The 15,041-nt window shown below is 36.3% G+C and carries 14 protein-coding genes; 11 read left to right on the top strand and 3 right to left on the bottom strand.

Annotation, left to right across the window (positions count from 1 at the left end):
- Positions 1-167 precede the first annotated feature (167 nt).
- Together H3T55_RS01930 and mazE are read right to left on the bottom strand one after the other, a co-directional pair.
- On the bottom strand, positions 168-542 hold the full coding sequence (locus H3T55_RS01930) for a type II toxin-antitoxin system PemK/MazF family toxin (RefSeq protein ID WP_225532928.1): 375 nt from the start codon (positions 540-542) through the stop codon (positions 168-170).
- Complete coding sequence (gene mazE / locus H3T55_RS01925; RefSeq protein ID WP_225532929.1) at positions 542-763, bottom strand: type II toxin-antitoxin system PemI/MazE family antitoxin; 222 nt, start codon at positions 761-763, stop codon at positions 542-544. Before mazE ends, H3T55_RS01930 begins: the two co-directional genes overlap by 1 nt.
- Before the next feature lie 306 nt (positions 764-1,069).
- Here mazE and H3T55_RS01920 point away from each other — a divergent pair, with 306 nt between their 5' ends.
- From H3T55_RS01920 to tig, 9 genes are all read left to right on the top strand, one after another.
- Positions 1,070-2,530, top strand: coding sequence for an amidase (locus tag H3T55_RS01920; RefSeq protein ID WP_225532930.1), 1,461 nt, complete (start codon positions 1,070-1,072; stop codon positions 2,528-2,530).
- Positions 2,531-2,539: 9 nt separating this feature from the next.
- Positions 2,540-3,385: a transporter substrate-binding domain-containing protein gene (locus tag H3T55_RS01915; protein ID WP_225532931.1), complete on the top strand. Its 846-nt coding sequence runs from the start codon at positions 2,540-2,542 to the stop codon at positions 3,383-3,385.
- Positions 3,386-4,048, top strand: a complete 663-nt coding sequence (locus H3T55_RS01910) for an amino acid ABC transporter permease (protein WP_225532932.1) — start codon at positions 3,386-3,388, stop codon at positions 4,046-4,048.
- Between the two features lie 301 nt (positions 4,049-4,349).
- Complete coding sequence (locus H3T55_RS01905) at positions 4,350-5,165, top strand: TIR domain-containing protein (RefSeq protein WP_225532933.1); 816 nt, start codon at positions 4,350-4,352, stop codon at positions 5,163-5,165.
- A gap of 28 nt (positions 5,166-5,193) precedes the next feature.
- Entirely contained in the window at positions 5,194-6,546 is a 1,353-nt protein-coding gene (locus H3T55_RS01900) for a deoxyguanosinetriphosphate triphosphohydrolase (RefSeq protein WP_225532934.1), read from the top strand.
- 1,060 nt (positions 6,547-7,606) lie between these two features.
- Complete coding sequence (locus tag H3T55_RS01895) at positions 7,607-8,203, top strand: DUF805 domain-containing protein (protein ID WP_225532935.1); 597 nt, start codon at positions 7,607-7,609, stop codon at positions 8,201-8,203.
- Between the two features lie 300 nt (positions 8,204-8,503).
- On the top strand, positions 8,504-8,977 hold the full coding sequence (locus tag H3T55_RS01890; protein ID WP_225532936.1) for a GNAT family N-acetyltransferase: 474 nt from the start codon (positions 8,504-8,506) through the stop codon (positions 8,975-8,977).
- A 383-nt stretch (positions 8,978-9,360) separates the two neighbouring features.
- The gene (locus H3T55_RS01885) at positions 9,361-10,509 is read left to right on the top strand and encodes a hypothetical protein (RefSeq protein WP_225532937.1); all 1,149 of its coding nucleotides are present in this window, start codon (positions 9,361-9,363) and stop codon (positions 10,507-10,509) included.
- A 115-nt stretch (positions 10,510-10,624) separates the two neighbouring features.
- Entirely contained in the window at positions 10,625-11,908 is a 1,284-nt protein-coding gene (gene tig, locus H3T55_RS01880) for a trigger factor (RefSeq protein WP_087639485.1), read from the top strand.
- Positions 11,909-11,968: 60 nt separating this feature from the next.
- Here tig and H3T55_RS01875 read toward each other — a convergent pair whose 3' ends face one another.
- A complete protein-coding gene (locus tag H3T55_RS01875; RefSeq protein ID WP_225532938.1) occupies positions 11,969-12,829 on the bottom strand; it encodes an alpha/beta hydrolase in 861 nt (286 codons plus the stop codon).
- Positions 12,830-13,008: 179 nt separating this feature from the next.
- Between H3T55_RS01875 and allC the strand changes: the two genes are divergently transcribed.
- Both allC and allE read left to right on the top strand, forming a co-directional pair.
- Complete coding sequence (gene allC / locus H3T55_RS01870; RefSeq protein WP_225532939.1) at positions 13,009-14,235, top strand: allantoate deiminase; 1,227 nt, start codon at positions 13,009-13,011, stop codon at positions 14,233-14,235.
- 18 nt (positions 14,236-14,253) lie between these two features.
- Positions 14,254-15,039 (top strand): (S)-ureidoglycine aminohydrolase, encoded by a 786-nt coding sequence (gene allE / locus H3T55_RS01865; protein WP_225532940.1) that lies wholly within the window; start codon positions 14,254-14,256, stop codon positions 15,037-15,039.
- Positions 15,040-15,041: the final 2 nt, after the last annotated feature.

Raw genomic sequence — 15,041 nt, 5'->3', positions numbered from 1 at the left:
ATTGCTTTGAATAATTTCAGCTAGTAGTTCTGAACGGTCAAGAAAAAGGGACTGGAGAATAACTCTACGAGTTACGATCCAGTCTTTTAAAAGTAAATAAACAGTGGAAACAGAAGCGAATCCGTCGTGAAATACAGCAATGAAAAAGTTAATTCATGAGAGCCTCTTTATTCAGTCATTAAACTAGAAAAATCGAATATCATATTAACGGTTTGAGCAGTTTCTCCTAGTTCTTTCAGCGTTGCTCTTTCTATGAAGCGGACATTTCTTTCAGGAGCAGTAAAGTCAAATGTTTTAACCTGTAAAGGGTTTATATGTCCGTTCACTTGGTGATCAGCGCTCAGCTCGATAAAATGACTTTTCACGTTGGTAGTTGGCGTTATCGGACAAACGGCAATCATTCCAGTCACGGCATTGTACTCGTCGCTGCTAATGACGATACCTGGTCGTTTCTTTTGGATTTCCCTACCAATACTAGGATCAAAATTGATGATTACGATATCTCCACGCTTAGGCGTGTATCCATGAATACTGAAAACCATTAAAGTTGTTCCTTTCCAACAGCGTTGTCTTCTGGAAACCCATCACCGACTTCTAATTCTCGATTATCTTCAAATGCCGTCTTAAATAAGTTGGCTTTCTTTTTAATGAAAGTAATGCTGTCATCATCACCCTTAATGGCGATATAATCAATATTTTCTTCTATTCCGAATTTTGCTGGAATCGTCAAGACAATTGCGTTCCCTTGTTTTCTGGTCTTCATAATATCCCCTCCTGAAATTATTTTCTGATACTATTATACAACAAGTAATTAGTAAATACAATGTAATTACTTTTTGTTTGTAGTCATTCCTTTACTATCCTGTATGCATAACTTAATTAAAAAGTAAGAGTAGGCTATTTTCTTAAATAGTTGTTATGCCTTAAATGATTCTGTATAGCAAACCGACCTAAATATATTTTCATACAAAAACCTTTCTAAAAATAACCCCCTCAAGCAAATTTATCACGGTTTTCCAATACAAACCTGTATAATAAAAAACAGCAAGTAATCGAAAGGAGAGCAGTAATGAAAGATGGTTTATACTACGCAAAACAATTCCGAGAAAAGAAGCTGAGTGTCACCGAATGGATCGATGAGCGAGATCAGCAAGTAAAAAAGCTTAATCCTGATCTAAACACCTTTGTCGACTGGGATGCTGAAGCTACCAAAAAGCACTTTGAAACGACTCAAATAGCTGATGGCCCTTTTTCTGGTCTACCAATTCCGTTGAAAATGTTAGGGCAAGACAAAGCGAATATGAAATCGACTTCGGGATCTCGTTTACTCAAGGAGCATCGAGCAACAGCAACGGATAATTTTGTTCAAGGATTAGAACGTTTAGGTTTTATTCCGTTAGGAAAAACTAATGCGCCTGAATTTGGGTTTAAGAATATTTCTGACCCAATGATTTATGGTCCAGCGAGAAATCCTTGGAATTTGGCTTATTCTCCGGGGGGGTCTAGCGGTGGTGCGGCCGCTGCTGTGGCGAGCGGTTTGTTTCCAATTGCTGGTGCAAGTGATGGCGGTGGTTCGATTCGGATTCCTGCTTCGTTTAGTGGGTTGATCGGTTTAAAGCCGACAAGAGGCACGATGCCGGTCGGTCCCAATGGCTGGCGAGGCTGGCAAGGGGCTTCGATCGATTTTGCTTTGACTATTTCGATGAGAGATACGGAGACGCTTTTTTATCATCTGCGAGGGACAGAAAAAGCAGCGCCGTATCAAGCGCCAAAGGCAGAATGGTCTCACCAAACGGCATCCGCTAAAAAACGTTTGAAAATTGCCTTTTTGACTGAATCACCGGTTGGGACGCCTGTTTCATCAGAAGCTGTCAAAGCAGTGCGTAAGGCGGTCGCTTTTTTAGAGCAGCAAGGGCATGAAGTGACCGAAATTTCGTATCCAGTCAATGGACGTCAATTGATCGACAGTTATTACGCAATGAATGGTGCAGAGACTGCGGCAATGTTTAGCGGTATTCAGGAAGCCATTCAACGTCCGTTAACGATTTCTGATATGGAGCTGATGACGTGGGGAATCTACCAATATGGACGACAATTACCTGCAAGCGAGTATGTTCAGTCACTGCAATTATGGGATCAGGCTGCCTATCGAATGGAGCAATTATTTGAAGAATATGATTTATTTTTAACACCAACGGCAGCAGATATTGCACCAAAAATCGATGCAGAGCTGCAAAGTGATCAGTTTCGCCAAGACTTAGCTCAGGCAGAATCTTTATCAGTAAAACAGTTACAGAGGTTGATCTATGAGATGTTTGAGAAGAGTTTGACGATCACGCCTTTTACACAGCTGGCAAATTTAACTGGACAGCCGGCGATCAGTTTACCTACCCATATCGCTGATTCTGGTTTACCGCTGGGGATTCAGTTTATGGCTTCAAAAGGCAGAGAGGATCTACTTTTCCAAGTAGGAGAACTTTTTGAGCAGGAACAGCAGTTTTTATTACCTAAATTTTATCGCGAATCATAGGAGGTTCTAATGAAAAAGATTATTACTAGTTTAAGTGTGATGGGCTTATTGCTTGTTTTAGCAGCGTGTGGGGGATCGAAAGAATCATCTTCAGATAAAGATCAAAGTTGGGAAAAGGTAGAAGAAGCGAAGAAGCTGACCGTCGCGACATCTGGTACCTTGTTTCCTTCGTCTTACTACAACGATCAAAATGAATTGACTGGCTACGATGTGGATGTGATCAAGGAAGTGGCTAAACGGTTGGATTTGAAGGTTGAATTTAAAGAGTACAATGTGGATGGACAGATTACATCTGTGGCAAAAGGAGAGTCAGATCTAGCGGCAAATGATTTTAGCTTGACGGGAGAAAGAAAAGAGAAGTTCAGGTTATCTTCGCCGATCAAGTACTCTTTTGACAGCATGATCGTGCGGAAAAGTGATGATTCAGCTATCGCTTCTCTGGAAGATTTAAAAGGCAAAAAAGCAGCAGGTGAGCCAAATACAAATTATATGAAAATCGCAGAGAAATACGGAGCAAAACTAGTAACATATGATAATGCCACGAACGATCAGTATTTGACAGATGTTGCCAATGGTCGGACAGATGTGATCTTGAATGATTATTACCTGCAAAAAATGTCTGTGGGGGCATTGCCGGACATTCCAGTGAAAATTTTAGAGGGTGTCTATTTCAATGCCAATTCAACCGGCTTTTTAATGAAAAAAGACAGTGTGGCACTTAGTGAAAAGATCGATGAGACGCTAAAAGAAATGACGAGTGACGGCACATTGAAGAAAATCTCTGAAACGTATTTCCAAACGGATGTTTCAGTAGAACCAAAGGAAAAGGTTGAAGAAAGTGTTTCGGTGGAGTAAATGTATATTCCGATGATCGATCTTCGTTTAATGGTTGACTCCATACCATTTTTACTGACGGGATTACCTTATACCATTGGCATCAGCGTGTTGACTTTTTTGATTGGGAATATGTTAGGTATCATACTGACGATGCTTGGTATGTTGCCGTCAAAAATCGTAAAAGGGTTTGTTCGTTTTTATATTTCCTTTTTGCGTGGTGTGCCAGGGCTGGTTTTGCTTTTCCTACTGTATTTTGGTTTGCCGTATCAGTTAAATGCATTGACTGCAGCGTGTATTTGCTTTAGTTTGACCAGCAGTGCCTTTATTGCTGAGATTTATCGCGGATCGATCGCGGGTGTAGGTACTGGACAATGGGATGCGGCGTACGCGTTAGGCTTACCTTTTGGACGAGTGATGCGTAAAATTATTTTACCGCAGGCGTTTCGAATCTCTATTCCGGCATTGGGCAATGTGGCGATGGATTTATTAAAAGGCACTTCGCTGGCGGCGATGATCACGATTCCGGATATTTTCCAAAAGGCTAAAATCGTTGGTGGTAGAACGTTTGACTATATGTCGATGTATATTTTAGTAGCTGTGATGTATTGGTTACTGTGTATTGGGATCGGTTGGGGACAAAATCGTTTGGAACAGTATTATGAAAAACGTTATATAGCTTAGAATAGAGTCAAAATATAAATGGTTTGAAAATAAGCTAGAACTAGGCGAAAAACTGAAAGAGTTGGGATTAGAAAAAGAACCAGGTACCTTTAATGGGTGTATCTGGTTCTTTTTTTGTAAAACACAATCTATTTTTTATTTTCAAGACTCTAATTTGACCAGTTATACATGTTATTCTTTATATTAAGAGTTTAAATATAAACTAATTGTTTCGTTTTGAATAATTATTAAATAATATACATTACTTTATGGATGAATATTTGATATACTATAAATGAAACTATTATTTGGAGGGATCTTGATGACAAGGAAAGTATTTATCAGCCACAGCTTTTTAGATCGAAATTATGTTGATGAGTTTGTTAGATTACTAAAAAGATTTGGTTTTCGCGAAAAGGATATTTTTTACAGTTCGAATATTACTAGCGGAGTGGAGCCAGGAGAATTAATTTTGGACCGATTAAAATCTGAATTGGCTGAGAGTCCTATAGTATTGTATTTTTTATCTAGAAACTATTATGAAAGTGCTATTTGTTTGAATGAGATGGGAGCATCTTGGATGGTTACGGATAAACACTATCCCATCGCATTGCCAGGCTTTTCACCTAATGAGATAGCGGGAGCAGTTAATAGAGACCGATTAACAATTATGTTGAATGAAAAAACAGGTGTTAAGGAAATCCACTCTTTGTTAAGAAAATTATCATCAGATACTAATATTGTTGCTGATGAAGATGTCGCGATTGATATTAAGGGAAATATAGAACCATTCCAAGAAAGAATAAAAAAATTGATAGAAGAAAGTTACTATTTAAATCAAGATGAGGATGGTTTTTTTGAAGCTGTATTGGAAGAAAAAAGGATTTTGCCAAATAAATGGCAAGAGAAATCCAGTTGTTTTAAATTATCTGGCTTAATCAATCCTGAAGTACTTGGTGTTGAAAAATTACCTAAACGTGATAGTCATTGGCTATTCTTTTACAATACTTGGGGGAGTTTTAAAAAAGGGGATAAAGTTAAATTTCAATTGAATGAACAGTTGCCGTACGAAGAAAAGAGTTTCAAAGATATTGGAAAGTGCAAAAATATTTATGTATCACATTTAGAAAAAGTGTAATTGAAAATGTAAGTAGGAGGAGTATCAGATGATGCAATGGAAAAGGTTAGTTGGAACATTTAGAATTTCTTTAAAAAGTGACAAAGCATGGCCTAATGACAAACTGACTCATAAGAATTATCTTTTAGAATTGAGTGTGGCTTTCAATAGTGATTATCGTAGAGTTATAAAAAGTGACTCTTTTAGGCGTTTACAAGATAAGACGCAGGTCTTTCCTTTAGAGAGAAATGATTTTGTACGTACAAGATTGACGCATAGTTTAGAAGTAGCAATGCATACAAGGGATTTGTTAATAGGTGTAATTAGTAAATTGAATAAAAAAGGGATCAGGATTGATGAGTTAAATGAAAGCTACCGTTTATTAGAAACTGCGGCATTAATTCATGATATTGGAAACCCTCCTTTTGGACATTTTGGGGAAGAAGCGATTCGTATTTGGTTTAGTAAAAATGGAGAGTCACTTTCATGTTGGTCGTTATTCAATGAACAGCAAAGACAAGATTTTTTGAAATTTGAAGGGAATGCGCAAACTATTCGCTTGCTTACTAAGTTACATAATGATAACGGATCATCAGAAACAGGAATGAATTTAACTGCTTCGACGTTGGATTCTGTTATTAAGTACACAGCTTCGTCAGATAAAGTAAATAAAGATGATTTGTTAACTAAAAAAGTCGGTTATTTTTATTCAGAGGAAAAAGTTTTTAAAAATATAAAATTTGTAACTGGAACGATGGATTGCCGTCACCCACTTGTATTTTTGTTAGAAGCAGCAGACGATGTGGCATATACATTTTCGGATATTGAAGATGCTTACAATTATGGATTATATAGCTATAGAAAACTAAAATCTTTTATTGATGAAAAAACAAATACAAATAAATTTTTAATCAATAAAGGCTCTGAAGCAGCAGCAATTCAGGAATTTTTGCGCGAAACGCAGAAAAAAGTCTATCAAAGTGCAAGTCAAACATTTGTTGACCATTATGAAGAAATCATGTCCGGAACTTTCCATGGTGAGCTTATAAATGAAGAGTGTGATGAGGTAAAATGCTTTAAGGCATTGAAAGAATTTTCGTATAGGTATGTGTTTCAAACAAAGACAATTTTAGATCAGGAAGTATTAGGATTCAATATTATCAATCGTCTTTTGGATGAATTTATTCCAGTTGTATTGAAACATGATAAAGAATCAATGAATAAATATGAAGAGCGCTTGTTCAATAATTTGCCAAGAAGCGCTGAAGATTTGTATAAAAGAGAAACAGATGGATGCTCAGAGATAGATAAAGATTATTATCGTTTAAAAATGGCTGTCGATTTTATTTGTAATATGACGGATGGCTATGCGAAAAAGTTACATGACACTTTATTTAATTAGCAATCATTAAGCAGAAAAATGAATAACCGAACTCGTTGGAAAACCTACACAGTATAGCAAAAATGATTATTAATAATATAAGTAGAAAGATAGTAGAATGAGTAATAACTTGTTCTTCTATTTTTTTATAAAAAAGTTGTATGATCGAGTGCAGATTAAAAAACGAATCAATTATGTATATCTATTAGAATGTGAATAATAGAATTATTTTTAAGTAGAGCAAAAAAAGGATTAGAAAAATAGAAAGGAAAATCATATGAGAAAACAAAATTCAAAAATCAAGATTCTCGAAACGACATCAAATTCATTTCGATTTATTTATGTTAATTATTGGATGAAGATTTAAATAATCATAACTACGATGAAAAAAGATAAAGAAGGGTATGTTCGTTTCAATACATCTCGTGAAAACTAATCAGTGTCTATGGAGTATGACGAGGAATAGCCAATCGTGTTTTACTCAAAAAATTTGACCAAGAGCATGTAAAGTTCAAAAGGGTCTTTCTCCAAAAAGAGTAGCGTAAAAAAAGTTTCATGGTAATTGATGGATCAGTTTATATAGAAAAAAGACAAGGCTTTCAGATGTAGATTTTGGAAACAGTTATTTATTTTTTGACGTAGTCAAATTTTATGAAAAATACGAGATCACACGAATTCCTAATATTTCGCCTTATGAGGATACGGAGATATTTATTTGTGTGGGAAAAAATTTATAAAAAAATAAAAATCCATGTAAGGTAATTTGCTTCGACTTCTACGGCGATAACTAAATACACCATTTAGTGTTTCTAGTTTTTTATTTTTAACAAATATACCGATTGTATTCTTTTTTTGAAACTAGAAGAAAGTTGAATGCTGTTTGAACGTGATCTTGTCAGAATATACATTCTAGTTGAATGAAAAGCGTTATTTGATGAGTTTAAATAATGGTTTCATTGACGAGGATCATTGCACCGTTAACCATAAATCTTTTTTACTCCTTTTTTCAGAACAGTACAAAAATTACTTGAAAAAAATACTGACACAATGTAAACTATTGTAATGGAGAAAGGAGTATTTTATGAAAACTATTGAAGAAACAGGGAAAGTTTCATTTCCCCAAGCAGTAAAAGATTTTTGGAAAGGCTATGCTGATTTTAGAGGGCGCTCAACTCGTGCAGGTTTTTGGTGGGCGAATTTGTGTATTGCTATTATTTATGTTGTTCTATTTATCATCATAAGCACTAATTCTGCCAGTCGATCTTATTATGAGTCATCTGTGAGTCCAGTTCTATTATTTATCATTGTCATTTTTTCTCTAGCATTAGTTGTGCCCATGTTGGCGCTGACAGTGAGAAGATTAAGAGATGTAGGATTAAAGAGCAAAGCGATACTTGCATTGATGGTCCTTTATTACGGATTATATCTTACATTTGTTTTGAGCTTTTATTCATCATTTTTAAGCTCGATCACAAGTATGCTTTATCAATATTCTGATAGTTATTCAGCACCTACTATTATGAGTAGCAGTTCACCATTGTTTATTTTCTTGTTTATGACATTAGCCACATTCGTCTCTGTATGTCCATTTTTACCGACAAATATGTTGGCGACTAAAAGCAATAATCCTATTTTAAAAGCTATTTTTTCTAGTGCGCACGAAAATATCACAGAATAGTTTAAATCAAAGCAATAAGTTGAGAGCTATAAATGATAAAGTATGTAGTTTATTTCTGATTTTGATATTTATGTAAAGACAGGGCTGCCCCTGTCTTTTTTTGCATATTATAGTCTTTAGTACGTATTTTGATATATGTATGGTGAGGAAAACAGTAAATCGTATGAATCAAACAAATTTGAAGGTAAAAAAATTATCAATAGATTTCAACATTTATAAGTAGTAAACTGGATTAACAAATGTTTTAAAGAAGCTAGTAGGAATAAGAAATTTTAAGAATGTGATAGAAAGGAAAATGATATGACAAAACATACTACAGAAATCAAAATTGTTAAGACAAACTCAGAAGACGAACATTTTCTTTATCTATGTCGATTGTTGGATGAAGACTTAGATCATCAAAGCTACAATGAAAAAGATAAAGAAGCTTACTCTCTTTTCAATGAGCCTCTTAAAAATCAATTGGTATTTATAGCATATGATCAAGAGCAGCCTATTGGTTGCGCATCACTTAAAAGATTTGATCAAGATCATGCAGAGGTTAAACGAGTATTTGTCAAAAATGAATATCGTTCAAAGAAGATTTCTTGGCAATTGATAGATATTTTGGCTGATGAAGCGAAGAAACAGGGGGTTCAGAAGTTGATTTTGGAAACGGATATTTATTTTTTTGGTGCAATCAAATTTTATGAAAAATATGGCTTTACGAGAATTCCCAATTTCTCGCCTTATGAAGAGATGGAGACATCGATTTGTATGGAATATGAATTGTGATAAATAAAAAATACAGTTGACTGTTTATGTTGGTTTAAATAGAAAGCAACATGGTGTTTTAATTAGTGAAAACTTTTTCATTAGTTACGCTATGTTGCTATTTTTGATAGAAAGTACTGCTGCGTAAAGGATTATTTAGCGACAAAAGACATGGCCATTTTACTTGCTAGAAGAAAACCTTTAGTGTTTAAAGAAAGAGCCTGTTGATGATTAGGGATTTGTTGTCTATAATATGAATGACTTTACATATCTAAAATGGGACTGAAATTTTTATCACCGATACTTTTGTTCCATTGAAAGCACTACAGATCATTTGATACAGAGAGGACAAAATATATCGTTCTTTAACTGAAAACTATGACTCATTTCAATCGGAGGAAAAAATGGAAAACGCACATCTGATTCAAAATAAATGTAAGACCTGCGGCGCGCCCATGGCTGATCCTAATGCGCAAAGATGTTCTTACTGCATGATGCCGCAGCAGGAAAACAGTGATCAACAAGCATTTCTGTGTTCAAATTGCGGCTCTTATCTTGATCACTATATGGGAGGATTCAAGTGTGACTATTGTCAGTCTACGTTCTCGTTGAATGATCAAATGGGCTTAGACAAAGCTTTTTTTGGGAAACAAGAAAAGCTGGATTTAGAGGTTTCACAAGATCAGGCAAAAACGGCTTTTTATGAATGGTTGGCTAAGAATGATTTATCTCAAGGAGAAATAGAAAGTATAGAGATAAAGCCGTTATATGTTCCTTATATGATCGCGACTATTAAATATCAGGCAATATTTAGTGCGGATATCGGTCAGGAAACGTGGGGACCATACGTGGAGATAAATGATGTTGAGAAGAAAAGAAAAGTGATGGAATGGCAAACCGTACAGGATCATTTTGAAAGTTCTTCGATCAAGAGTTATCTGATCACAACAGAGCTTTCTTTAGAAGTTCAAAGTTTTGCAAAAAAAGTTGAGTGCAAAAAATTCATGGAAAGAGCGAGAGCGCTCAAAAATGAAGAGCGGGAAAATGGTTCATACTTACCTGTGTCACCTAAAAGTGTCGAAGCGATCACAAGAATAGTAAAAAAACATATTCCGATTTCTGCAAAGAAGCTAGCTAAATCCAAGCTATCGAGCAGTGAGGTAAAAGAGATGAACATCGATTCATTAAAATATGAAATGGCTTCCGATTATCTTTATGTCCCATTTTGGCAAGTTTTTTACAAATGTAAAGGGAAAAATTACCAAGTATTGATCACTGGAATGGATCGAACAGAGCTAGTTATAGACGGGAGTCGGCCAACGATTGAAAAAGCACGCACGATTGCCGAAAAAAAGGAAGTTCAGTCCTATAAAAATCCGTTTAGCTTTACTATTTTACTTATTTTTCTAGCAGCTATCGCTATGTTTAAACCAATCAGATTGATCGTCTCTGTTTTACTTGGTGTTTATCTGCTAGGGTGTCTAGCAACAGCTCTCAAGAACGCTAAAGCTAAAAAAATAATCTATGAGAGAAAAAAATACAAAAATCCGTGAATATTTTCGCTTCTTCCCGCCTAAAATGTTTACATTTAACTAGCTATAGTGTACTATTTAAAGGTATGCATAACATCAATTCATGTATAAAATTAAGTTATTCGGAGGGAAACAAATGTCTGCGAAATGGGAAAAAAAAGGCACCAACGATGGTGTGTTAACTTTTTCAGTTGATCAAACTTTAATTGAAAAAGGCTTGAAACAAGCATTTGATAAAGTCAAAAAAAATCTTAACGTTCCAGGATTCCGTAAAGGGAAAGTGTCACGTCAAGTATTTAACCGTATGTACGGCGAAGAAGCATTGTATGAAGATGCTTTGAACGCTGTATTACCAGAAGTTTACGAAGCAGCTGTGAAAGAAGCTGGGATCGATCCAGTATCACAACCAAAAATCGACGTTGAAAGCATGAACAAAGGCGAAGACTGGGTCGTAACTGCAGAAGTAACAGTAAAACCTGAAGTAAAATTAGGCGAATACAAAAACTTAACAGTTGAAAAACAAGACCGTGAAGTAACAGATGAAGACGTAGATGCTCGCATCCAACGCGAATTAGAAGCACAAGCAGAATTAGTGATCAAAGAAGACGAAGCTGCTGTTGAAGGTGACACAGTTGTCATCGACTTTGAAGGCTTCAAAGACGGCGTTGCTTTTGAAGGCGGCAAAGGTGAAAACTACTCTCTAGAATTAGGTTCTAATTCATTCATTCCAGGCTTTGAAGACCAATTAGTTGGTAAAAAAGCTGGCGAAGAAGTTGAAGTAAAAGTAACTTTCCCAGAAGATTATCAAGCGGAAGACTTAGCGGGTCAAGAAGCTGTTTTCCAAGTGAAAGTACACGAAGTAAAAGCAAAAGAATTACCAGAATTGGATGATGAATTTGCGAAAGACGTTGATGATTCAGTTGAATCATTAGACGAATTAAAAGAAAAATACCGTAAAGAATTAACAGAATCTAAAGAAGCTGCAGCAACAGAAGCTAAAGACGAAGCAGCAATCCGTCAAGCAGTTGATAATGCTGAGATCGTTGATCTTCCACATGTCATGGTACATGATGAAGTTCACCGTTCAATGGATGAATTCTTGAACAACATGCAACGTCAAGGAATCGCGCCTGATATGTACTATCAATTAACTGGTACAACAGAAGCTGACTTGCACAAACAATTTGAAGCAGAAGCAGAAGTTCGTACGAAAACAAACCTTGTGATCGAAGCGATCGCTGCTGCTGAAGATATCGAAATTACTGAAGAAGAGATCGAAAACGAAATCAAAGATCTTTCAGAACAATACAACATGCCGATCGATCAAGTAAAACGTGTCTTAACAGAAGATATGTTGAAACATGATATTCGCATGAAAAAAGCAGTAGAAGTTATTACTGAAACAGCAACAGAAAAATAATTCAACTAAAAAAGGCATTCCTTTTCATGAGGAATGCCTTTTTTGTTTTGTTGAAAATCATCATTTTGAGGTAGTTTGATCTAACCAACCGATCAATAGTTGATAAATACGCAGCCCTTCTCCGTTGTTTAGGTCACGATCAAAATCATGTGGCAAATCTGAGATTTCTTCATAAGTCACTGCTGGGATAAGAGTAGCTGCTTTTCTAGATATTTCAACAGGTACATCCTGATCACCAGAGCTATGAGTTAAGAAAGCCGGTGGTAAGCTTGTTAAGTCTGTTTCAGATAAGCTAAAAGTATTTTTTTCACTAGGAGTTTTCACTAAATAATTTAACCAATTCCCAAATTGTCTACCTGATAAGTAAAGAGAAAAACGTTCGTTGATCGATAGGGTTGCTTTGGGTTTAGGAAAGATCAACGCTTGTGCTGCTAGTGGTGCTACTTTAGCAAACTGGTTATAATAACTACTAGGCTGGCTAAAACAAGGATCAGTCAAATCGTAGTACCCATAGAAGCTGATCATTCCTTTTTGTTCGGTTTTTTGGTATTTTGAAGAGAGTAAGTAAGCCAAATAGCCGCCAGCAGATCGCCCAAATAAAAAATAATCAGCGTTAGATAATCCCAATGTAGTTTGATGATTAGCCAAAAACCAATCGATTGCTTTTTGAAGATAAGAGTCGATCTCAGCAAGTTTACATTCTGGTGCTAACGGGTAATCGACAGTCAATAGATTGTAGCCATTTTCTACAAGTAGTTCACAATAAGAATTAGGTAGATCATCCCGTTCACCGTAAACTAGACCACCACCATGGAAATAGAGTAGTGTGGCTTTACTTTCAGTTGTGTGTTCATCAGAATAAAAGGTCATAGATAACAGTAGATCATCTAATTGAGCATAGCAAAATTCTTGTTTTAGCATGAGAATTCCTCCGTAATTTTAAATAGTTTCACGAACTTATTTCTATTTTAACCCAAGTAAACCCAATATTTATGTTTAATGCGCACAAAGATAAGAGTTAATTTGTGAAAGTTGGATAGTGTGTGAAAATCAGGAACCGCTTACAATGAATATGATAACAAAAGAGGGAGATGTATCAAATGGATTTAAAGAAAGTGTTACAAGAAAATATCGATCACTTATCTAGTATCGGCAATGATCCAACCGGCGGAATGACACGCTTGTTATATTCTGATTCATGGTTGGCAGCACAAAAATCTGTAAAAGAAAAATTAGAAGCAATCGGTCTGACGGCTTCATTTGATGAGATCGGGAACCTCTTTGGCAGAATAGAAGGAACAGAGTTTCCAGAAGAAACGGTTCTATCAGGATCACACATAGACACCGTTGTAAATGGAGGAAACTTAGATGGTCAGTTCGGTGTGATCGCAGCCTATGTAGCGATCCAGTATTTGTTAGAAACACACGGAAAGCCAAAACGTTCATTAGAAGTCATTTCGATGGCAGAAGAAGAAGGCAGTCGTTTCCCGACAGTTTTCTGGGGCAGTAAAAACTTTGTTGGTGAGGCGAAGAAAGAAGATGTCGTAGACATCGCTGATTTTGAAGGCTTGAAATTTGTGGAGGAGATGCGCCGCCATGGCTTTGACTTTAGAGATGAAACAAAAGCTGTGCGCAATGATATCAAAGCATTCGTAGAAATCCACATCGAGCAAGGAACAGTTCTTGAAAAAGAAAATCTTCAAATTGGTGTCGTCAATAATATTGCCGGACAAAGAAGATATACGATCGTCTTAAAAGGTGAAGCAAACCATGCTGGAACAACACCAATGGGCTATCGCAAAGATGCAGTCTACGGTTTTGCCAAAATTTGTTCACAAGCAATCGATCGTGCGCTTGAGGTCGGTGATCCTTTAGTGTTGACTTTCGGAAAAGTCGAACCAAAACCAAATACAGTGAACGTTGTTCCTGGTGAAGTCTTATTCACGATGGATTGTCGTCATACGGACAGTGGCGAACTCCATGCATTTACGCAAGAAATCGAGGCGTTGATGAGAAAAATCGCTGCGGAGCATGAATTAGAAATCGACATCGATTTATGGATGGATGAAGCACCAGTACCAATGGATCAAGAAATCGTAACAGCGATCGAAGCAGCTGCTAAAGCGGAACATATGGAGTATAAAGTTATGCATAGTGGTGCCGGTCACGATTCTCAAATCATCGCTCCTAATTTTCCAACTGCCATGATTTTTGTTCCAAGTATCAATGGAATCAGTCATAATCCAGCAGAAGCGACAGACATCGATGATTTAGTCAATGGCGTAAAAGTATTAGCAAGTACGTTGTACGAATTAGCATATAAATAAGAAAGTAGGCAAAATAAAATGGGGTACAAAAATAATCAAACAGGCTATCTTGACGGTTTATTATCTTCAAGAGCAGTCATCAAAAAAAATAATTATGCACTGATTCCTCACGATGGATTAGTGAACAATGTGATTCCAGGTTTTGAAAATTGTGATTGTTCGATTTTAGGTTCGAAACAATTAGGCGCAAATTTTGTCGATTATGTCATTACCCTTCATAAAGATGGTAAAAATGAACGTGGTTTTGGCGGTGAAGGAATCGAGACGATCGTCTACGTGATCGATGGTGCCCTAAAAGTCAGCGATGGCACTGAAACTCACGAAGTAACTAAAGGCGGCTATGTTTATTTACCAGCAAGCACATTGATGTATTTAGAGAATGGTCAAGATGCTGATACAGAGATTTTCTTGTACAAAAAACGGTATCAACCATTAGAAGGCTATGAAGCACATAAAGTCGTAGGAAATGTCAATGACATTGAACCGATTGAATATGAAGGAATGAAAGATGTTTTATTATGGGATTTCTTACCGAAAGATTTAGGTTTTGACATGAATTTCCACATCCTTTCATTTGAACCTGGGGCTAGCCATGGGTATATCGAAACACATTACCAAGAACACGGAGCGTACTTACTTTCAGGACAAGGCATGTACAATTTGGATAATGAATGGATGCCGGTCGAAAAAGGGGATTACATCTTTATGAGTTCTTATGTACAACAAGCGGCATATGCTGTTGGCCGTGATGAGCCTTTGATGTATGTCTATTCAAAAGACTGTAACCGTGATCCAGAAATTTAATT

The organism is Enterococcus sp. S22(2020), from assembly GCF_020295385.1.
Taxonomy (GTDB): Bacteria; Bacillota; Bacilli; order Lactobacillales; family Enterococcaceae; genus Enterococcus_L; species Enterococcus_L dunnyi.
Note: the sequence above shows the minus strand (reverse complement) of the source record. Positions and strands in the feature narration are given on the sequence as shown.